Origin of the sequence: Falsihalocynthiibacter sp. CO-5D18 (genome assembly GCF_041205445.1) — a bacterium.
In the GTDB taxonomy this organism is placed as follows: domain Bacteria; phylum Pseudomonadota; class Alphaproteobacteria; order Rhodobacterales; family Rhodobacteraceae; genus Falsihalocynthiibacter; species Falsihalocynthiibacter arcticus.
This window is the reverse complement of the sequence record NZ_JBGFCF010000004.1, coordinates 200,406-221,092: the sequence shown is the minus strand read 5'-3', so window position 1 is coordinate 221,092 and position 20,687 is coordinate 200,406. Positions and strand designations below refer to the sequence as shown.

Annotated in this window: 21 protein-coding genes; 13 read left to right on the top strand and 8 right to left on the bottom strand. The window is 52.7% G+C overall.

What is annotated here, in order from left to right:
• Positions 1-540 precede the first annotated feature (540 nt).
• Both clpA and gloB read right to left on the bottom strand, forming a co-directional pair.
• Positions 541-2,862: an ATP-dependent Clp protease ATP-binding subunit ClpA gene (gene clpA, locus AB9F27_RS07575; RefSeq protein WP_039004406.1), complete on the bottom strand. Its 2,322-nt coding sequence runs from the start codon at positions 2,860-2,862 to the stop codon at positions 541-543.
• A 273-nt stretch (positions 2,863-3,135) separates the two neighbouring features.
• Positions 3,136-3,900 carry a hydroxyacylglutathione hydrolase gene (gloB, locus tag AB9F27_RS07570; protein WP_335586076.1) on the bottom strand — a complete coding sequence of 255 codons (765 nt, stop codon included), beginning with the start codon at positions 3,898-3,900 and terminating at the stop codon, positions 3,136-3,138.
• 74 nt (positions 3,901-3,974) lie between these two features.
• Here gloB and AB9F27_RS07565 point away from each other — a divergent pair, with 74 nt between their 5' ends.
• The 9 genes from AB9F27_RS07565 (at position 3,975) to AB9F27_RS07525 (ending at position 12,009) form a co-directional block, all read left to right on the top strand.
• Positions 3,975-4,733: a methyltransferase domain-containing protein gene (locus tag AB9F27_RS07565; protein WP_335586077.1), complete on the top strand. Its 759-nt coding sequence runs from the start codon at positions 3,975-3,977 to the stop codon at positions 4,731-4,733.
• Between the two features lie 348 nt (positions 4,734-5,081).
• Positions 5,082-5,642 carry a F0F1 ATP synthase subunit delta gene (locus tag AB9F27_RS07560; RefSeq protein ID WP_039004539.1) on the top strand — a complete coding sequence of 187 codons (561 nt, stop codon included), beginning with the start codon at positions 5,082-5,084 and terminating at the stop codon, positions 5,640-5,642.
• The gene (gene atpA, locus AB9F27_RS07555) at positions 5,642-7,180 is read left to right on the top strand and encodes a F0F1 ATP synthase subunit alpha (RefSeq protein WP_039004403.1); all 1,539 of its coding nucleotides are present in this window, start codon (positions 5,642-5,644) and stop codon (positions 7,178-7,180) included. The genes AB9F27_RS07560 and atpA overlap by 1 nt, the downstream gene beginning before the upstream one ends.
• Positions 7,181-7,209: 29 nt before the next feature.
• A complete protein-coding gene (locus AB9F27_RS07550; protein ID WP_039004402.1) occupies positions 7,210-8,079 on the top strand; it encodes a F0F1 ATP synthase subunit gamma in 870 nt (289 codons plus the stop codon).
• Positions 8,080-8,096: 17 nt separating this feature from the next.
• Complete coding sequence (gene atpD / locus AB9F27_RS07545) at positions 8,097-9,527, top strand: F0F1 ATP synthase subunit beta (protein WP_335586078.1); 1,431 nt, start codon at positions 8,097-8,099, stop codon at positions 9,525-9,527.
• Between the two features lie 56 nt (positions 9,528-9,583).
• Positions 9,584-9,988, top strand: coding sequence for a F0F1 ATP synthase subunit epsilon (locus AB9F27_RS07540; protein WP_039004400.1), 405 nt, complete (start codon positions 9,584-9,586; stop codon positions 9,986-9,988).
• A 105-nt stretch (positions 9,989-10,093) separates the two neighbouring features.
• Positions 10,094-10,444 carry an H-type lectin domain-containing protein gene (locus AB9F27_RS07535; RefSeq protein WP_039004399.1) on the top strand — a complete coding sequence of 117 codons (351 nt, stop codon included), beginning with the start codon at positions 10,094-10,096 and terminating at the stop codon, positions 10,442-10,444.
• A 48-nt stretch (positions 10,445-10,492) separates the two neighbouring features.
• The gene (locus tag AB9F27_RS07530) at positions 10,493-10,963 is read left to right on the top strand and encodes a YcgN family cysteine cluster protein (RefSeq protein ID WP_039004398.1); all 471 of its coding nucleotides are present in this window, start codon (positions 10,493-10,495) and stop codon (positions 10,961-10,963) included.
• Positions 10,963-12,009, top strand: coding sequence for a low specificity L-threonine aldolase (locus AB9F27_RS07525; protein ID WP_369757633.1), 1,047 nt, complete (start codon positions 10,963-10,965; stop codon positions 12,007-12,009). Before AB9F27_RS07530 ends, AB9F27_RS07525 begins: the two co-directional genes overlap by 1 nt.
• Here AB9F27_RS07525 and AB9F27_RS07520 read toward each other — a convergent pair.
• Positions 12,006-12,599 (bottom strand): 2-hydroxychromene-2-carboxylate isomerase, encoded by a 594-nt coding sequence (locus AB9F27_RS07520; protein ID WP_335586080.1) that lies wholly within the window; start codon positions 12,597-12,599, stop codon positions 12,006-12,008. The genes AB9F27_RS07525 and AB9F27_RS07520 overlap by 4 nt on opposite strands.
• 105 nt (positions 12,600-12,704) lie before the next feature.
• Between AB9F27_RS07520 and AB9F27_RS07515 the strand changes: the two genes are divergently transcribed.
• Positions 12,705-13,721, top strand: a complete 1,017-nt coding sequence (locus AB9F27_RS07515) for a ribose-phosphate pyrophosphokinase (RefSeq protein ID WP_039004395.1) — start codon at positions 12,705-12,707, stop codon at positions 13,719-13,721.
• 9 nt (positions 13,722-13,730) lie between these two features.
• Here the strand turns inward: AB9F27_RS07515 and AB9F27_RS07510 are convergent, their stop codons facing one another.
• Complete coding sequence (locus AB9F27_RS07510) at positions 13,731-14,663, bottom strand: bifunctional riboflavin kinase/FAD synthetase (protein ID WP_335586081.1); 933 nt, start codon at positions 14,661-14,663, stop codon at positions 13,731-13,733.
• A gap of 189 nt (positions 14,664-14,852) precedes the next feature.
• Between AB9F27_RS07510 and AB9F27_RS07505 the strand changes: the two genes are divergently transcribed.
• Complete coding sequence (locus AB9F27_RS07505) at positions 14,853-15,965, top strand: porin (protein WP_369757632.1); 1,113 nt, start codon at positions 14,853-14,855, stop codon at positions 15,963-15,965.
• A 19-nt stretch (positions 15,966-15,984) separates the two neighbouring features.
• Here the strand turns inward: AB9F27_RS07505 and AB9F27_RS07500 are convergent, their stop codons facing one another.
• The 3 genes from AB9F27_RS07500 to AB9F27_RS07490 all read right to left on the bottom strand — a co-directional run bounded on the left by AB9F27_RS07500 (position 15,985) and on the right by AB9F27_RS07490 (position 18,385).
• A complete protein-coding gene (locus AB9F27_RS07500; protein WP_369757631.1) occupies positions 15,985-16,428 on the bottom strand; it encodes a MaoC family dehydratase in 444 nt (147 codons plus the stop codon).
• A gap of 96 nt (positions 16,429-16,524) precedes the next feature.
• Positions 16,525-17,400, bottom strand: a complete 876-nt coding sequence (locus AB9F27_RS07495; protein WP_369757630.1) for a TIGR01459 family HAD-type hydrolase — start codon at positions 17,398-17,400, stop codon at positions 16,525-16,527.
• Between the two features lie 64 nt (positions 17,401-17,464).
• The gene (locus AB9F27_RS07490) at positions 17,465-18,385 is read right to left on the bottom strand and encodes a manganese-dependent inorganic pyrophosphatase (protein ID WP_335586086.1); all 921 of its coding nucleotides are present in this window, start codon (positions 18,383-18,385) and stop codon (positions 17,465-17,467) included.
• Positions 18,386-18,434: 49 nt separating this feature from the next.
• On the opposite strand from AB9F27_RS07490, the gene AB9F27_RS07485 reads away from it, so the two are divergent.
• Positions 18,435-19,196 carry a DUF2161 family putative PD-(D/E)XK-type phosphodiesterase gene (locus AB9F27_RS07485; RefSeq protein WP_335586087.1) on the top strand — a complete coding sequence of 254 codons (762 nt, stop codon included), beginning with the start codon at positions 18,435-18,437 and terminating at the stop codon, positions 19,194-19,196.
• Between the two features lies 1 nt (position 19,197).
• On the opposite strand, the gene AB9F27_RS07480 is transcribed toward AB9F27_RS07485, so the two are convergent.
• Complete coding sequence (locus AB9F27_RS07480) at positions 19,198-20,190, bottom strand: TraB/GumN family protein (RefSeq protein ID WP_335586088.1); 993 nt, start codon at positions 20,188-20,190, stop codon at positions 19,198-19,200.
• A 188-nt stretch (positions 20,191-20,378) separates the two neighbouring features.
• Between AB9F27_RS07480 and AB9F27_RS07475 the strand changes: the two genes are divergently transcribed.
• Positions 20,379-20,666, top strand: a complete 288-nt coding sequence (locus tag AB9F27_RS07475) for a co-chaperone GroES (RefSeq protein ID WP_039004535.1) — start codon at positions 20,379-20,381, stop codon at positions 20,664-20,666.
• Positions 20,667-20,687: the final 21 nt, after the last annotated feature.

Sequence of the window (20,687 nt, the reverse complement as noted above, 5' to 3'; positions counted from 1 at the left end):
TCCGCATCACCATACTGGCCCGCGGCATGCGAAACGCCGCAAACTGAGGTCTGACACATTACCGTACCCGATAACATGTTCAAACCGTCGGAATATCTCTTGCATCAAACGAGGCATCCACACCAGATTATCAGATATGGCTGCCAAAATGCATGGCTTCGAAGTCTCCCCTCCCGTGCAGGTAAGCATGCGAGAAAGGGGAGTTGATGAGTGGCAAAGGCAATTGTAATGGGAAATCCATGGTTGAGACGTTCTTCAAATAGCTCAAGCCAGAATGATTTGGTTCAAACGCTGGGAAACCAGACGCCAAGCCGAAGGCGCAATCTTTCTACGCACCAATAGTTTTTTAAACCCCAACAAGACAGTACGCTGCACTGGGGGGGGGAAAGCGCATTGGCTTTCGAAGGAAAGGCCGCATAAGGCGTTGGGAGTCTGGAATGTAAACGCGACCGGTCCAAGCTACGCAAAAATTATCTAGACTGCTCCTCAACCATCACGGGGATGGCTGAGGATTAGAGAATTAACCTTTAAAGGACTGCATTATTCTGCTGTAAGAAGCGGCGGCTTTTTAGAGGAAAGTTTAGGGGCTTCGGGCTTGAAAACCTGAAGATCAATTTTTCCATTTTTAATTCCGACTTTCACCAAACCGCCTTTGACCAGCTTTCCAAAGAGCAATTCCTCGGCCAATGGTTTCTTGATGTGCTCTTGAATCACGCGACCTAGTGGCCGTGCTCCCATTTTGTCGTCATAGCCAGCTTCGGCGAGCCATTCTGCAGCAGGGCGCGTGAGTTCGATTGCAACGTTTCGATCCAAGAGTTGGGCCTCAAGTTGTAGAACGAATTTTTCGACCACTTGCAGGATGATCTCTTTGCCCAACGGCGCAAAGCTGACAATGGCATCAAGACGGTTGCGGAATTCTGGAGTGAACATGCGTTCAATCGCAGCGGTATCCTCGCCTTCTCGTCGGTCACGGCCAAATCCAATGGCAGCTTTGGCTTGATCAGCGGCCCCAGCATTTGAGGTCATAATTAGGATCACGTTGCGGAAATCCACCGCGCGACCGTTGTGGTCAGTCAGTTTGCCGTGGTCCATCACTTGAAGCAGGATGTTGAAGACATCCGGATGCGCCTTTTCGATCTCATCAAGAAGCAAGACACAATGCGGGTGTTGGTCCACACCATCCGTGAGCATGCCGCCTTGATCGAAGCCGACATATCCGGGAGGGGCGCCGATTAGACGGGAAACCGCGTGTTTCTCCATATATTCGGACATGTCGAACCGAAGGAGTTCAACACCAAGGATATCCGCAAGTTGGTTGGCAACTTCGGTTTTACCCACACCCGTTGGACCTGAAAACAGGTAGTTCCCGATGGGCTTGTCTGGTTCGCGCAGTCCCGCCCGAGACAATTTAATCGCGGACGCGAGCGTTTCAATGGCTGGATCTTGGCCAAAGACAACCCGTTTTAGTCCCTTTTCAAGATCGCGCAGAATTTCGGCGTCATCTTTGGACACATTTTTGGCGGGAATGCGGGCGATTTTTGCCACAACCGCTTCGATTTCCTTGACGCCAATTGTTTTGCGACGACGACTTTCTGGAATCAGATGCTGTGCGGCACCCGCTTCATCGATCACGTCGATTGCTTTGTCCGGAAGCTTGCGATCGGCCATATAGCGCGACGAAAGTTCGACTGCAGTTTTGATCGCGTCCGAGGTGAAGCGCACATCGTGATGTTCTTCAAAATAGGGCTTCAACCCTTGCAAGATTTTGATCGCATCTGGAACTGTTGGCTCGTTTACGTCGATCTTTTGGAACCGACGTGAAAGCGCGCGGTCCTTATCAAAGTGTTGACGGAACTCTTTGAAGGTGGTCGACCCCATGCAGCGCAATTTTCCGCCCTGCAACGCAGGTTTAAGCAAATTGCTCGCGTCCATAGCGCCGCCAGACGTCGCTCCAGCCCCGATGATTGTGTGGATTTCATCGATGAATAGAATTGCGTCTGGATGGTTTTCCATTTCGGTCATGACGGCTTTGAGGCGCTCTTCAAAGTCGCCGCGGTAGCGAGTGCCGGCCAAGAGCGCGCCCATGTCGAGCGAATAAATAGTAGCGTTCGCCAAAACTGCGGGCGTTTCACCTTTGACAATCTTGCGGGCCAAACCTTCGGCAATCGCTGTTTTACCCACGCCAGGATCGCCAACCAAAAGCGGGTTGTTCTTGCGACGGCGGCACAACACTTGGATGCAACGTTCGACTTCATGAGCACGACCGATCAGAGGGTCGACTTCGCCCTTGGCTGCTTTCGCATTCAAGTCGACACAATATTTGGCAAGTGCGCTGTCTTTGGAATCGCCTTCCTCCGCGAGCGGGATGTCCTCATCGGTCTCAGGGGAGCCAGTAACGGGCCGTGCTTCGCCGTAGGCGGGGTTTTTAGCTACACCATGCGCGATGTAATTTACGGCGTCATAGCGAGTCATGTCTTGTTCTTGAAGGAAGTAGGCCGCATTAGATTCGCGCTCGGCGAAAATCGCAACAAGGACATTGGCCCCTGTCACTTCGGTGCGACCCGAAGATTGAACATGGATGGCCGCGCGCTGAATGACGCGTTGGAAGGCCGCCGTTGGGACGGCTTCGGAGCCTTCGACGCTTGTTTCTAACGAAGAAAGGTCGTCTTCGATGAATTCAAGCAATGTGGCGCGCAGTATATCGAGATCAACATTACAGGCGCGCATCACCTGAATGGCGTCAGGCTCATCAAGAAGCGCAAGGAGCAAATGCTCCAATGTCGCTAATTCGTGCTTACGTTCGTTTGCTAAACCAAGAGCGCTGTGGATCGCGGCTTCGAGCGTATTGGAAAATGAGGGCATTCCACTTTCCTTTCTTTGAGATTGCAAACACCAGTATCGGTGTCCTGTTCTTATAGATTTCGGTTTTCTGACGCAGTCTTCAAGAGCAAACACCAAACTTCCCGAATATTTCTCAGTTTCACACCGAGTTGTTACCTTTCAGCTAAGAAAAAGCGTGATTTTTGATATCACATCACCTTTTTTCGATTTCCACGGGGACAACAAGTTTGGCCTCGCACAAGCGCGAGTCGTAAGTTGAGGTCACCGCAGGGGTAGTAAGCACTGAGTTGGGACCTAGAAACCGTTTCTCCGCGTACGGAGTTCGGCGAAAACCTCGACGTTCGAGGCCTCCTGTAAGTTGAGCGTAGCGCGAATGTGGGCGTCTTCATATCGTAAAAATGGATTGGTCGCACGTTCTTGACCCAAAGTTGAGGGAATCGTGGGCAATCCCGCGTCCCGCGCCGCTGAAATCTCGGTGATACGGGTGATCAGGGCGGTGTTTTCGGGATCAACCGTTAGTGCGAAATTTGCATTGTGGGCGGTATATTCGTGTCCCGAATAAAGAAGAGTCGTATCTGGCATTTTGGCAAACTTTTCCATGGAGCCGAGCATCATTTCCGGCGACCCTTCAAACAAACGCCCACATCCCATCACCATCAGGCTGTCGGCGGTAAATATCGCGCCGGTCTTGCGAAAATAAAATGCGATATGTCCGATTGTGTGCCCGGACACGTCGAGAATTTGAACGCTTTCGCCGCATATCGTTAAGACACTGCTGTCCTCGACCGCCAAGGTGAGTGGGGGGAGGCGGTGAGCGTCGGCTTTGGCGCCGATAATGCGCGCCTTCCCGACAGAAAGCGCCTCAAGCCCGTCAATATGGTCCCAATGATGATGCGTGATCAGAACATCCGTCAGCGTCCATCCCTTTTGCGCGAGCACAGCCTCAATGGGCGCAGCCTCCGGAATGTCCACTAAAGCGGTCTCGCCAGTTTCGCTATTGTGAATTAAATAAGCGTAGTTATCTTTCAAGCAAGGGATCGTGACAATCTCGAGGGGCATGGCGTTTTGTGCTCGCTTTGATATGGTTCACGTCAGCTTTGCCGATTTTGGCCGCCGTTCCTAGGGGAAAAGATATGCACCTTGATGTGCGCGACCTGAAAACGTTCTACTACCGAAGCGCTCTGGGGCGGGCGGCGCAAAAGGCGATCCGCGATCAGGTGGTAGAGTATTGGCCCGAAGCCAAAGGGCAAACTGTGGTGGGTTATGGTTTTGCGGTGCCTCTTTTGCGGCCTTACTTGGGCGATGCTCGGCGCATTGTCGGTTTGATGCCGGGGCCACAGGGCGTGATGCCGTGGCCTGCAGGGCAAAAAAACGTCTCGGTTCTGAGCGAAGAAGTGAACTGGCCACTGGATACAGGATCGGTCGACAAGCTCGTCCTCCTTCACGGGCTTGAAACCAGCGAGCATCCGACCGCATTGCTTGAGGAGTGCTTTCGCGTTTTAGGGCCGGGGGGCAAGGCGCTCTTTATCGTGCCCAATCGCGCGGGGCTTTGGTCTCGTAGTGATCGCACGCCTTTTGGGTTTGGGCGTCCCTATTCGTTGATGCAGCTCGAATCACAACTCAAAATGCATCACTTTCTACCTGAGCGACACAGGGCGGCCCTCTTTGCCCCTCCCTCAAGCAAACGTTTTTGGCTCAGAACCGCGCCTGTCTGGGAAAAGACGGGCCGAAAAATTTCATCCTATTTAGCTGGAGGGGTCTTAATCGTCGAAGCAACAAAGCAAATCCAAGCACCAACGCGTCCCGGCCTGCCTGTCGCATTTAAGAGGCCGTTGGGGGTTTTTGAAGGTATCAGAAAGCCCGCAGGGCGACCTGTTGGCGAGGGAATTTAAGGGATTTTCGGGACTCTCCCCTATTTTTCGGAATGTACGGGGCCAAATGACGCAGCCACCGTCAAGCGCGCCGATTCATGGAATCAGATAAAGGGCTTGGAAAACTGACAAATCACAGTCCCAATGTTAGAAAAAAAGCGAAGATTTCTGTCGCTGTCAGCGCACAGCCCTGTTTCACGGGCCAATTGATATAGAGCAAACGCGTATAGAGTGTTGCGACGTGGCAATTGCTCTGCTACATCACAGCCGATTTCAACGCGTGTGTGAACATGCGTTACTTAGGCTGCCTCACTAAGTCCTGCATAACGCGGGGTACCGAAGGAGGCCCAGACTAGCGGAAGGGTGGACGTGTCCGAACCAGCTTCGATCTCCTCTGGCATTGCTACGCGCTATGCCACGGCCGTCTTTGACTTGGCCAAAGAAGGCAAAAAACTCCCAGCCCTTGAGGCTGATTGTAACGCGTTGGAAAGCGCACTTAGTGACAGCGACGATTTTGTGACTTTGATTTCTTCACCCGTGTTATCGCGTGACGAGCAAAGCAACGCTGTGACTGCTATTGCCAAAGCAATGAAACTCTCGCCTATCGTGTCTAACACGCTGGGTCTGATGGCCGAAAAGCGTCGCCTTTTCGTGCTGCCCCAATTGATCACGGCTCTGCGTACGCGGATTGCCGATGAGAAGGGGGAAGTCACCGCCGAAGTGACGGCAGCTAAGAAGCTGACCAAAGCTCAGGCAGACGCGCTTGCCAAAACGCTTAAGGCGTCAGTTGGCAAAGATGTCATCGTGAATGTTGCCGTGGATGAATCCCTCATCGGCGGCCTTATCGTTAAGATGGGCTCAAAGATGATCGACACGTCGATCTCCTCTAAGCTCGCTAACCTCCAGAACGCAATGAAAGAGGTCGGATAATGGCTATCCAAGCTGCCGAAATTTCTGCGATCCTTAAGGACCAGATCAAAAACTTTGGCCAAGACGCCGAAGTGGCCGAAGTCGGCCGAGTATTGAGCGTTGGCGATGGTATCGCTCGCGTGTACGGGCTTGATAATGTTCAAGCTGGTGAAATGGTTGAGTTCCCTGGCGGTATCGTCGGGATGGCTCTGAACCTTGAAGCTGACAACGTTGGTGTTGTTATCTTCGGGTCTGACCGTGACATCAAAGAGGGTGACCTCGTTAAGCGGACAAACTCCATCGTGGACGTTCCTTACGGCGATGAGTTGCTCGGACGTGTTGTTGACGGTCTGGGTAACCCGATCGACGGCAAAGGCCCGATCAAAACAAAAAATCGCGCTGTTGCGGACTCCAAGGCTCCGGGCATTATTCCCCGTAAGTCTGTCCACGAGCCAATGGCGACTGGTTTGAAATCTGTTGACTCGATGATCCCCGTTGGCCGTGGCCAGCGCGAATTGATCATTGGTGACCGTCAAACAGGTAAAACAGCGATCGCGCTCGACACGATCCTGAACCAAAAATCTTACAATGAGGCCGCTGGCGACGACGAGAGCAAAAAGCTCTACTGCGTTTACGTTGCGATCGGTCAAAAGCGCTCCACAGTTGCTCAGCTTGTTAAAAAGCTCGAAGAAACTGGCGCGATCAAATACACAATCGTTGTGGCTGCGACGGCTTCGGATCCTGCCCCTATGCAGTTCCTTGCGCCATATGCTGCGACTGCGATGGCGGAATTCTTCCGTGACAATGGCCGCCACGCTTTGATCGTTTATGATGATCTTTCCAAGCAAGCCGTGTCCTACCGTCAAATGTCCCTCTTACTTCGCCGCCCACCCGGACGTGAAGCTTACCCAGGCGATGTTTTCTATCTTCACTCCAGACTTTTGGAACGGTCTTCGAAATTAAACGAAGATAACGGTTCTGGTTCTTTGACGGCGCTGCCGATCATTGAAACTCAAGGTGGCGACGTTTCTGCGTTTATTCCAACCAACGTGATTTCGATCACCGACGGTCAGATCTTCTTGGAAACTGAATTGTTCTACCAAGGTATCCGTCCCGCTGTGAACACAGGTCTTTCGGTTTCGCGTGTTGGCTCTTCCGCTCAAACAAACTCGATGAAATCTGTTGCTGGTCCGGTTAAGCTTGAGCTTGCTCAGTACCGTGAGATGGCTGCTTTCGCACAGTTTGGTTCCGATCTTGATGCTGCAACTCAGCAATTGCTGAACCGTGGTGCGCGTCTGACCGAATTGATGAAGCAGGCTCAGTATTCGCCCCTTACAAACGCTGAAATCGTTTGTTTGATCTTGGCGGGTACAAAAGGGTATCTGGACAAAATCGCGGTGAAAGACGTGGGACGTTTTGAGGCGGGACTTTTGTCTCACCTACACAGCAAACACGCTGACATCTTGAAATGGATTGCTGATGAGGACCCCAAAATTAAGGGGGACGCAGAAGCCAAGATTCGTGTCGCACTCGATGAGTTCGCTGCTAATTTCGCCTAGTATTTTCGCCTTAGGATAGGATTGGATACATGCCAAACCTGAAAGACCTAAAAAACCGGATCGAAAGTGTCAAATCGACACGTAAGATCACCAAAGCCATGCAGATGGTTGCCGCGGCGAAACTTCGCCGCGCGCAAGATGCTGCAGAAGCTGGTCGCCCTTATGCAGAACGGATGAATTCCGTTCTGGGTGGCCTAGCTGCGGCGGTTGGTGGCTCGTCCTCCGGTCCGAAGCTGCTCACGGGTACGGGTTCAGATCAAGTTCACCTTTTGGTGGTCATGACGTCTGAACGCGGTCTCTGTGGGGGTTTCAACTCTTCTATTGCCAAGCTGGCCCGCGCAAAAGCTCAGGAGCTTCAAGCGGCTGGTAAGACGGTCAAAATCTTGACTGTTGGCAAAAAAGGGCGTGACCAGCTCAAACGCGATTTCGCGGGCTCCATGATCAGCCACGTTGATCTGTCCGATGTTAAACGTGTTGGCTATGTCAATGCTCACAAGATCGCGACCCAAGTTCTTGACCGCTTTAATGTCGGTGAATTTGATGTCGCAACGATCTTTTATAGCCGCTTTGTAAACGTGGTGACCCAAGTGCCAACAGCACAACAGGTGATCCCGGCCTCGTTTGAAGAAACGAGCGAAGCATCAACGCTCTATGATTATGAACCCAGCGAAGAGGCGATCCTTGCGGATCTCTTGCCGCGTGGTGTGGCCACACAGATTTTCGCCGCTCTCCTCGAGAATGGCGCATCTGAGCAAGGTGCTCGGATGTCTGCAATGGACAACGCAACACGCAACGCGGGTGAAATGATTGAAGACCTGACCATTGTGTACAACCGCTCGCGTCAGGCCGTCATCACCAATGAGCTTATCGAAATCATTTCGGGCGCTGAAGCGCTCTAAAGGACCGGAGAAACAAAATGGCAAAAGCGAAAGCTACTGGCAAAATCACAGCTGTGATTGGCGCCGTTGTAGACGTTAAATTCGAGGGCGACTTGCCCAAGATTTTGAACGCTCTTGAGACAGTAAATAACGGCAACAAGCTGATCCTTGAAGTGGCTCAGCACCTTGGCGAAAACACTGTACGGACAATTGCGATGGACGGAACAGAGGGCCTCGTTCGCGGCGCTCCTGTGACGGACCTTGGCGAGCCGATTTCGGTTCCCGTTGGCCCCGCAACACTTGGTCGTATCCTGAACGTCACCGGCGATCCCGTTGATGAAAAAGGTCCGGTCAAAACGAAAGAGCGTCGCGCGATTCACCAGCCTGCGCCTTCTTTTGATGAGCAGGCGACGTCTTCCGAGATGCTCGTAACAGGCATCAAGGTTATCGACCTTCTCGCGCCTTACACTAAAGGTGGCAAAATTGGCCTCTTCGGTGGTGCGGGTGTTGGTAAGACAGTTTTGATCATGGAATTGATCAACAACATCGCCAAAGTGCACTCTGGCCTCTCCGTATTTGCGGGTGTTGGTGAGCGGACACGTGAAGGCAATGACCTTTACCACGAGATGATCGAATCCGGCGTTATCGTTCCAGATGACCTCGAAAAATCGAAAATCGCGCTGGTTTACGGCCAAATGAACGAGCCTCCCGGTGCGCGTATGCGTGTCGCTTTGTCCGGTCTCACAATTGCTGAGCAGTTCCGTGATGAAACAGGTTCCGATGTTTTGTTCTTCGTGGACAACATCTTCCGCTTTACGCAAGCGGGTTCCGAGGTTTCGGCCCTTCTAGGTCGTATTCCTTCCGCTGTGGGCTACCAGCCAACATTGGCGACCGACATGGGCGCGATGCAAGAGCGTATTACATCGACCAAAGCTGGTTCGATTACGTCGGTGCAAGCCGTATACGTTCCTGCGGATGACTTGACTGACCCTGCGCCAGCCACGTCGTTTGCTCACCTTGATGCGACAACGGTTCTTGACCGTTCGATCTCGGAAAAAGGCATCTACCCTGCGGTGGATCCCCTTGGTTCGACATCGCGCTTGCTTGACCCGCTCGTTATTGGCGAAGAGCACTATAAAGTTGCGACAGAGGTTCAGCAGATCCTTCAGCGCTATAAATCGCTGCAAGACATCATCGCGATTCTCGGCATGGACGAGCTTTCTGAAGAAGATAAGCAAACCGTTGCTCGGGCGCGTAAAATTGAACGCTTCTTGTCACAACCTTTCGACGTTGCGAAAATCTTCACCGGTGCCGACGGCAAACAGGTTCCTCTCGAAGATACAGTGTCTTCGTTTAAAGCTGTTGTCGCTGGCGAGTACGATCACCTCCCAGAGGGCGCTTTCTACATGGTTGGCGGCATCGAAGAAGTGATTGCAAAAGCCGAGAAAATGGCCGCTGACGCTGCTTAATGTAACGGGTTTTTGGCGGGTTCCGGCCCGCCAAACAAACTCTGAAGGAGGCCGATATGGCTGAGAAACTGCAGTTTGATCTGGTAACGCCTGAGCGTAGCTTGGCATCGTATGAAGCAACCGAGGTACAAATCCCGGCGGCCGACGGCGATCTCACAGCTTTGGCAAACCACGCGCCTTTGATCACAACGCTGCGCCCTGGTATCCTAAAAGTTGCCAGTGAAACAGGCACGCAAGAGTATCTTGTTACGGGTGGCTTTGCCGAAATTTCGGACAAGTCGACTTCGGTTTTGGCCGAAAAAGCCGCACCCGCATCAGAAGCGACCCAAGAGATGATCGATGAAATCGTTGCCGACGCCAAAAGGGCTCTCGATAACGCACCCGCCGACCAGATCGACATTCTTGCAAAACAGATTGCTGACATCGTTTCTTTGGCGAACCAGCTTGGCCTACGGGCTTAAATTAACTTATTTTGAATTTTAGAGGCCCTGCAAGGATTTGTGGGGCCTTTTGCCTTTTCTTGGCCTTTTTTCTCAATAAACTACCGAGAAGTTTGAGGAACATTCATGCGGCGTTTTCAAAATCACCAACTCGGAATTGATCAAGGCTCCCTTGTGCTGTTTTCGGATTTTCAGCACGATGGAAATATGTGGACGGGCGAGGGCCAACGCGAGCATCGCGAGGCGGTTTCTTTCAGCACCGCCTTCCGCACGCCACCCGTCGTTCAAATTTCGATATCCATGTGGGATTTTGATAGTGCAACCAATCAACGTGGGGATTTAACGACTGAAAAAGTGTCCACTGAGGGGTTCGTCGCTGTGTTTAAAACTTGGGGCGACACCCGCATTGCACGCATTCGCGTCGACTGGACGGCGGTGGGGGAGTTGGAAAATGAGGACGACTGGGATGTTCATTAAGATTTTGGGGCTCTTTCCACGGGCTCCAACTTTCCCTAGAAGGGGCCTATGAACAACAAAATTGATCGATCCGGATTGCGGCCCAATTTTTGGGAATCCATCCCCCTCACGAAAATGAATTCCCGCGAATGGGAAGCGCTTTGTGATGGCTGTGGGAAATGCTGCCTCAACAAGCTCGAAGACGAGGACACAGGGGAAGTGGCCTTTACACGGGTTGCATGCCGTCTTTTGGACGACGACAGTTGCCAATGTGGTCAGTATGAAATTCGCAAACAATTCGTGCCTGAATGTGTCTCCTTGAAGCCCGAAACGATCAAGGATGTCGCCTATTGGTTGCCCGCAACATGCGCGTACCGCTTGCTTCACGAGGGTAAGCCATTAAACGACTGGCACCCCCTTGTTTCGGGCGATCCACAAACCGTGCATACGGCCGGAATCTCTGTGCGTGGCTGGACAATTCCCGAATTTGAAGTCGCCGAAGAAGACTGGGAAGACTATATCATTGAGGACTTGAGTTAATGTTTTTTGCATCAGACAACGCCGGAATGGCCCACCCCGAAGTGATGCAAGCCTTGCTCGACGCTAATACGGGCTTTGCCATGCCCTATGGTGCCGACGCGATCATGGCCGAAGTGACCTCCAAAATCCGCACCATCTTCGAAGCACCCGAAGCCGTCGTGCATCTTGTGGCCACAGGGACGGCGGCCAATTCTCTTATTCTCGCCTGCCTAGCGCGACCGTTTGACACGATTTTTTGCAGTGATGTAGCCCATATCCATGAGGACGAATGCAACGCGCCGGAGTTTTATACGGGCGGCGCCAAGCTCACTTTGATTCCGACGACTGATGGAAAAATGTCCCCGCAATTTCTGGGAAGTGCCATTCGGGGCGAAGGCAATCGCGGCGTGCACGGACCACAGCGCGGCCCGATTTCAATCACCCAGCTCACGGAAGCGGGCACAATATACAGCTTGGACGAAATTGCAGCCATTACGGGCTTGGCCAAATCCTATGGGCTCAAGACCCACATGGACGGCGCACGTTTTGCGAATGCGATAGCCGCATTGGGATGCACACCCGCAGAAATGACATGGCGAGTTGGGGTCAAGGCGCTGTCCTTCGGCGGGACCAAAAACGGATTACTTGGCGTTGAGGCTGCTATCTTTTTTGACCCTAGCGATGCGGCCGAATTTGAGTTGCGCCGAAAGCGCGGCGCACATTTGTTCTCAAAAAACCGTTTCCTTGCGGCGCAAATGTTGGCGTATCTTACTGATAACTTGTGGCTTTCGTCCGCCACTTCCGCCAATGAAAACACAGCGTATCTGGCGGAGGGGCTTGCAAAAGCGGGAGCCGAATTCGTTGGACCTGTAGATGCCAATATTCTTTTCGCGTCCCTTCCTCGCGCTGCGCATCAAAAACTCAAAGAGGCGGGAGCCGTCTATCACATCATGGTCGGCGACCTAGACGGGGAGAATCCAGAGGAGCCTCTCATTGCACGGTTTGTTTGTGACTGGTCGATCAGCCATGAGATGATCGACCAATTCCTTGATATTTTGCGAACTTAAAGTTTGCCCGCGAGGTGGAGATCAAGGTCGTCTAAACGGTCTTGACCCCAAAAAACTTCCCTGTCAGCAACATAGGTAGGGGCGCCAAAAGCACCCGCTTCTACGGCATCCTCAAGGTTGCGAGCATATGTTTCTGCACCACTTAGGAGGCCTGAGTTCACCAACTCAGGGTCGAACCCATTTGCAGCGAGGAGGGCGCGGATGACCCCCTCATCGGCCACGTCTTTTTCCTCGGCCCAACAGGCGCGGGTAAACGCGTGGGCAAGCGCGCCGACATCGCCGCCGGTGTTTTGGGCCGCAATGATTGCATAAGCCGAAGGGGCCATATTTGTGGGCCAATGCGCGGGTTTTATATTCGTGGGCAGGCCCGTGCGCGCGGCTTGGCGACGGATTTCCTGCAGGCGATATGCCATGCGATTTGGATGGCGATCCTTTGGAGGGGTGCCGCCCGTGCGTGCAAAAAGCGCCATAATGTCGAGCGGCTTATAGGTGACCTGCGCCGCGTGTTTTTTCGCGATTTCCTCAAGGCGTGCGCCTGCTAAATAGGTGAAAGGGGAAATCGTCGCGAAATAGTAGTCTATTTTAGTCATATATGGTCTCCAAGGCGGCATTTTCTTTGGCACGACGGTAGCGAGATGTTAAGCCGTGTCAACGTCATGATTCTGATACTGACTTTCAATAGGGACCCCCCTGCCATGTCCACCAAATCTGCTCCCAAACTTATCTCCGGAAATGCGAACCGTCCGCTCGCAACCGCCATTGCACGCCGTATGTCGCTGCATCGTGGTGTGAGCGTCGGCCTTGTCGACGCACGCGTTGAACGCTTTAACGACCAAGAGATTTTCGTCGAAGTTTATGAAAATGTTCGTGGCGAGGATATGTTTATCATCCAATCTACGTCAAATCCGGCGAACGATAATCTGATGGAATTGTTGATTATCGCAGATGCACTGCGGCGCTCGTCCGCAGCGCGGATCACGGCCGTCATTCCCTATTTTGGCTACGCCCGTCAAGACCGCCGCACCAAGGCGCGCACCCCTATTTCGGCGAAACTTGTTGCAAACCTCATTACCCAAGCCGGTATCGAACGGGTTCTTACGCTGGACCTTCACGCCACTCAAATCCAAGGGTTTTTCGATATTCCCGTGGACAACCTCTATGCCTCACCCGTGTTTGCGCTTGATATTGAGCATGAATTCAAGGGCCGCATGGATGAATTGATGGTCGTGTCTCCGGATGTGGGCGGGGTTGCACGCGCGCGCGAATTGGCCAAACGGATCAATGCGCCGCTTTCCATTGTTGATAAACGTCGCGAAAAAGCGGGCGAAATCGCAGAAATGAAAGTGATCGGGGATGTGACGGGCAAAACCTGTATCATCGTGGACGACATGGTGGATACCGCAGGAACCCTTTGCAAGGCCGCAGAAGTCCTGATGGAAAGCGGAGCTAAGGAAGTCCATTCCTACATCACACACGGCGTCATGTCTGGGCCAGCCGTCGAGCGCGTTGCCAATTCGGTGATGAAATCTTTGGTGATTACCGATTCCATTCAGCCTACGAAGCCTGTTGTCGATGCGACAAACATTCGGATTGTTCCGACCGCTCCGATGTTTGCCCAAGCGATTCAGAACACATGGAATGGCACTTCGGTTTCGTCTTTGTTTGACGCTGACACGCTCGGGCCAATTTACGAAGGCACTTATACAACCTGAAAGTTTTGATTAAAGCGCGGCGAGTATTTGCCGCGCTTTAACACAGTCCGCGTCCATTTGCGCGATGAGGGCTTCAAGCCCGTCAAACTTTTCCTCAGGGCGCAAGTATTGAATTAGCGCGACGGAAATATTTTCCCCATAGATATCCCCCTTGAAATCAAAGAGGTAGCTTTCCAAGTTGGGTAGGTTTTCTCCAAACATTGGGCGCACCCCCATTGAGGCCGCGCCACTATATGTTCCCGCATACGGGCCAGTAAGAATATCCACCCGTACAACATAGACGCCGAATTTCGGAGGATGTAGGCCGGCGATTGACATATTAGCAGTGGGATACCCCAGCTCGCGGCCACGTTGATCGCCACGAATGACTTGCCCCTCGATACGATGATAATGGCCCAACATGCGGGCGGCAACTTCGGGTTGCCCAGCGGTTAGCGCCGCACGAATTGCGGAGGAGGAAACTTCATCGCCCCCGTCCGCAACCAGTTCTACGACCGTGACGCCAAAGCCAAACTCTTTTCCAAACGCGATCAAATCGATGGCGTTCCCTGTGCGCCCTTTTCCAAAACGAAAATCCTCGCCGACGGTGACATGACGGGCGCCAATGCCTTCGGACAGGATTTCTTGTGCGAAGGTGCGCGCCGAAAAGTTGGAGAGGGAGGCGTTGAAGTTTAACTCGTACAGCCTTTCAACACCCAGCTTTTCCAAGCGGTGGGCGCGGGCGGTCGCATTCATCAGGCGAAAAGACTCGCCTTTGGTGGCGAAGTATTGGCGCGGGTGGGGTTCGAACGTGAGAATTCCAAGGGGGGCCGTGGGGGCTGCAGCACGTGCAATATCGATAACTTTTTGGTGGCCGCGATGCACGCCATCAAAGTTTCCAATCGCAATGCTCGCGCCTCGGTACTTGGGGTCAATGAAGGTGTGATCACGGAAAATATGCATGCTTGGCACATATCCTCGGACGTTCGCCCGTGCAAGCATTTGTGAGGATTACTAGGGCAACTTACGTTAATGCGAGCTTGATATGGTGTGTTCGAAATACACTTATAGCAAGCTGAAAATTCCCGATATATCGCCATTTTTGGGAACTTGAGTTAGGATAGATCCCAAAGCCAAAATGGATGTAACTTCATGATTTCAAACCTGAAAACTCCACTATTCTCCGCAACTGTACTGTTTGCACTGGTTCTCGCAGGGACGGCAATTGCCCAAGATACCACGATGGACACGGGAGGTGCGTTTGATTTTTACGGCCAAGTAAGTCAGGGATATCTGGGGTATGATGACGGCGAGATTTCACAAAGTTACTTCCCCGTTGACAACGACAACTCTGGTTCCCGTATTGGAGTGAGATATGAAAACACCCTTGGGGCTGGATGGGGCATTGGTGGTCGTTTTGAAGTGGGGATTACTCCAAACTCCACATCGTCTGTAAATTTGAACACGCCGGTGGGGAGTGGGTATACAATCGACAAAACAAATATCCGCCACTTGGAGGTGGAATTTGAAAACGACCTTGTGGGCAACTTCGCGTTTGGTCAAGGATCAATGGCGACAGATGGCATCACGGGAATCGATTTCTCCAACACAACTGTGGTTGCAGGTGTCTCGGTCAAGGATTCTGCGGCGAGCCAATTGTTGCGGAGCGTTGACGGCACCCTCAGTGGAGAAATGATTGCGGACTACTACAAAAATCTGGACGGCAGACGTTTGTTCCGCGTGCGCTACGATACGCCGGATTTCAATGGATTTATGTTCTCGGTGGCGCACGGTCAAGATGTCCTTCACGACGATGATGACAATGTCTATTCCGATTTGGCGGGGCGCTATGAAGGGGAGACGGACACTTATCGCTTTATGGCGGGTGTCGGGGTGAGTTGGATTGGCGAGACCTTCGAAAACCTCGCGGGGTCTGCATCCGTTTTACACAAATCCTCCGGCCTCAATCTGACGGTGGCAAGCGGCACAACGAAGGACATTGGCGACTACAATTACGTCAAAGCAGGTGTTTTGCGTGATTTTTTTGACGCGGGCACAACGGCATTCTCGCTTGATTACTACTTGGGTGCGGATATCCCTGCGGATGGATCATCAAGCAAGTCCGTGGGTTTGGCTGTTGTCCAAAACTTTGACAGGCAAAATTTGCAACTCTACGCCACGTACCGTCGCTACGACACCCAAGGGGTGGCCGTGTCCTATCTAGATAGTGAAGCTTTCTTGGCTGGTTTTCGGTACAGTTTCTAGACTTCATGGGGCGTTGTATTTAGTCGAATTTTTTGGAGGGCGCGAGGACTATTGCCTCGCCTTTCAGTACGGGTTTTCCGTCGATAAGGCATAGACAATCAAGCGTCACACGTCTTTTGGAGTAGTCGATCTGCGCGACGGTAACTTCTGCACGGACGATGTCGTTTGGGCGCACTGGGGCAAGAAACTTGAGGCTTTGGCTTAGGTAAATTGTCCCATGGCCAGGGAGTTGTTCGCCGATCACCGCAGATACTAAACCCGCTGTCAGCATGCCATGCGCAATGCGACCCTCAAAAATGGTGTCCTGCGCATAGGCATCGTCGAGATGGACAGGGTTACGGTCAGTCGACACTTCGGCAAAAAGCTCGATGTCCCGATCTGTGATGGCCTTCTCAACATGCCGCGACATGCCGACTTCCAAGTCCTCGATACAGACGGTGCCTCGGTAAAAGTTGTCCAACATTTGCGTCATCCCTAAACCTATCGCGAAATAAAAATACCAACAGATTGCCTCTGTTGGTATTTTATTACTTTGCTGATGCAGAAAATCAAGTGTTTTTTAACGCAGGAACCCGATGGAATATGTTGGCTGAAAGCCAGAAACATCAAGATATGTCTTTAAACGCTTGGGGTTGGGCTGATCTGTTGTCCCAGTTTCTGCAGCTGCGAGGCCGCCAGTGATGAACAAAGAATCTATGTCTTCCCCCACGGCGCCTTGGATATCGGTGTGAATACCGTCGCCAATGGCCAAAATACGGTCATCCGGAATGCCGCTGTCGATTTCCGCGAGTCGGCGGCGGGCTAGATCATAGATGGGCGGATGTGGTTTGCCGAAATACATACTCTCACCCCCCATTTCGGTATAGAGCGCGGCGAGCGCACCTGCGCACCATTCGCGGCGCTCCCCGCGGTCGACGACAATATCAGGGTTGGCGCACAGAAGTTTTAAGCCGCGTGTTTTGGCGGCAAGAAATGTGGGGCGGTTTACGGCAGGGTCGGCGAGGGAATCTTTGGGGCCGCAGCACACAATGCCTTCCGCCTCCGCTAGGGGAACCGCTGTGATTTCGCGTGCGTCCTTGACGACGGCGATAGGGCGAAAGAAGGCAGCCTTTTCGTCTTCAGTTCCCATGAAATAGACTTTTTCTCCGACAGCGCCGCGAAACATCGCCGAGCGCGCGGAATCGCCCGAGGTAGCGATGGCGTCCCATGCGTCGCGGGGCACGCCAAAGCCATCGAGTTGAATCTCAACCGAAGCGCGGGGGCGGGGCGAGTTGGTGACCAAAATGACTTTTCCGCCACGTTTACGGTACGCTTGCAGGGCTGCCACAGCGTCGGGGATCGCCGCGATTCCATCGTGTACACATCCCCAAAGGTCGACAAAAAGTGCGTCGTATGTTTCGGAAATTTCAGCGAGAGAAGAGACAATGCGCGACATAGAAACATTCCTTTTGATCAAAAAGGGGGCGCACATGGCACCCCCTTAAAAATTGTGAACTAACTCAAACTTTAAGGTTTGGGATGATCTGTTTTTTGCGGCTCATGATACCGGGAAGGACCACGCTGTCGCCAGAAACGGGCACACCGAAGCTTTTTTCTGCGACCGCTTTGACGGTGTCGTTTTGGATAAGCAGGGTGGCTTCTTCGGCGAGAATGTCGACAACAAACAAGAGAACGTGGTCAACATTATCCTCGGCGGCGACGGTCCCACACGAAGTCAAAAGGCTCGCCTTGCGGTCGAGTACGATTGCCGGAGCGGTGGTCTCAAGGACGGACACGCGGAATTTTACGTTGTCCACAGTGAATTCCTTGCTGTCCATACGCAGAAGCTCGGCGTCAGAGAAGCGTGAGATATCGGATTTCGCTGCGAACATTTCGGCGGCATACGTCGGAATGTCGAGGTCCAGTTCACCAGCCAATTTTTCCGCAAGGGCGCGATCTTGGTCGGTTGTGGTCGGGGAGCGGAATTCAAGCGTATCCGAAAGGATGCACGACAGCACGAGGCCCTTGATTGGGGCTGTCATATTCGCCGCGTTGTCGCCCATCAGATTGTGCATGATTGTGGCCGTACATGCGAGGGGGCGGATTGTGATCGAGATTGGGCCGCTTGTTTCAAGGCCGCCAACCAATTTGTGGTGGTCGATGATGGCTTTGATATCCGCGTTATTAATATTTGCAGGAAGTTCGGCTGGGTTGTTGGTATCGACGATCACAACGGGCGCGCCATCGGCAACATCCGTAATGATTTCAGGAGTTTCAAAGCCCCAGCGTTGCAGAACGAAAGCGGCTTCGGTGTTGGGAGTTCCGAGCAAAACGGCCTTGGCCGCCGTTGATTTCACGTCATTCAAGTACCAAGCCCAAATGAGGGCGGAACCGGCGCTATCGGTGTCGGGGGCTTTGTGGCCGAAAACGAGTGTTGTCATGAGATATGTCCAATTTCAAAGGGATTTGAGCGCGTTATAGGGGGAGTCGATGGGCTTGTCACGCATTGGTGGCGCGGATAACGTCACAGTTTTTACGCACGTGGCTTTAGGTCGCGCTCCTTGGAACCTGAAACTGGGAAACACTGTGGCCAAACCGAATGTAAAACCACGCGAAACAGATTTGTATCCGCCAGTGAAAGCCTATCTAGAGGCGCAGGGCTACGAGGTGAAGGCGGAAATCGGGGCGGTTGATGTTGTCGCTGTGCGCGGGGACGAGGCGCCGGTTCTGGTTGAGTTGAAGCTTGGGTTTACGCTCACGCTTTTGCACCAAGGTGTGGCGCGGCAAGCCATAAGTGATGATGTTTATCTGGCGGTGCCGCGCGGCAAAGGGAAACCTTTTTTGACGGCCCTCAAGGGGCATTTAAGTCTGTGTCGACGTTTGGGGTTGGGGCTTATTACTGTGCGTTTGAAGGATGAGTTCGTCGAAGTCCATTTAGACCCCGCGCCCTTTACACCCAGAAAATCCAAAACGCGCCAAACGCGATTGTTGCGGGAGTTTGCGCGGCGGGTTGGTGACCCCAATGCGGGCGGGCAAACGCGGGTTGGTCTTGTGACCGCCTATCGACAAGACGCCACCAAAATCGCCGCATTTTTGGCCAAGAATGGCCCGTCAAAAGGCGCGGTGGTGGCCAAGGCGACGGGTGTTGAGGTAGCGACGCGGATGATGGCGGATGATCACTATGGCTGGTTTGAGCGCGTCGGATTGGGGGTCTATGCGCTTACTCCCAAAGGGGAGCAGGCACACGCCTAGGCTAGTCGATCGGAAACAGGGTGTACCCCTCATTTGCCAGCAGATTCAAAATGCCTGTCTCTCCCGTTAAATGGGCCGCCCCGACAGCGATGAAAAGCCGTTTATCCTTTGCTTCCTCCAAAATGACGGGAATCCAAGCGGCGTTGCGATTAACAAGGGTGACGCGCTCTAGTTTGGCGAAATCCTGTTTTAGCAAGTCTGGATCAAGCCCAGGTGTTGAGAGGGCTGTGCGTCGGCTAAATTCCCAAATCGCACCGTGGTCACCGCGAAAATATCCTTCGCGCAGGGTAATAAAACTGTTCGTGGCGTCGGTTGTCATGGCGATCCCAATGCGCAAAGCTTCCATCGGGTCACCCTCTTCTAGGAGGTTGAAAATGCCAATCGCTGTGTCAAAAGGCTCAAGGCCTTTGGTCGCAACCCGTTTGTCGCGGGTATAGTTTTGAATAAGGGTATCCAAGCCCGCAGGCGCGTCTCCAGAGACGAAATCCATCGCACAAGGCGGGATGCCAAGCATCATCGTGGCATAGCCCGGCCTAAATTTGCTGGCCATGAACGACGGAATTCCCCGCACCCCCATTTCCTTGGAAAACTGTTGCCAAAGGTCTTCGGGAAGTTGGTCGGGAAGGGTTGGTCCGTCTTGAATGAACAAGATTTCCGGATTTTGGGCCATGTAGGTTTTAAGTTTTTTCACGTCGTTCCGCGTGGCTTCGAGCAGCACGAGGTCGGCAGAATCCAGATAGGCCGCGATTTTGAGCATGGTTGCATCGTGACGCGGATCGCCCATATGGAATGTGCCAAATAGGAAAACCTCTTGGTCGCCTTTTTGTGCGCGCCAGAAATTCCCGCTGGGAAATGGCTGCGCATTAACGACGGCGTCAAATGCCGCGCGTTCTTCCGATGGCATCGTCTGGATGAGGTCTTTCCCCTCACAGGTGGCGTGTGCTGGCAAAGAAGCGCCGAAGAAAAGTGCAATAAAATAGATAAAACGCCGCATAAAATCTCCTGTTATCTTAATAGATAGGGATTGATACCCCGCATGGAAATAGGGCGCGCGCGAATAGTGGAAAAATTTGCATAGTTGGCGGTTGACACCTTCGTGAGCGATACATAGGTTCCAGTCGTTATCACTCGACCGTGTTGAGTGACAAAGAATTGAAACCTCGAATGAAGGAGCGTTCTGAGATGGCATTTACACCGTTACATGACCGTGTACTCGTTCGTCGCGTTGAAAGCGACGAAAAGACTGCTGGCGGCCTATTTATCCCCGAAAGCGCAAAAGAAAAACCGGCTGAAGCTGAAGTTATTGCAGTGGGCGAAGGCGCACGCAAAGACAGCGGCGAGCTTATCCCAATGTCCGTAAAAGCAGGCGACAAAGTCCTGTTTGGCAAATGGTCCGGCACCGAAGTCACCGTTGACGGCGAAGAGCTGCTCATCATGAAAGAAAGCGATATCCTCGGCCTTCTCGGCTAAGCGATCCTTTCCCAACATTAA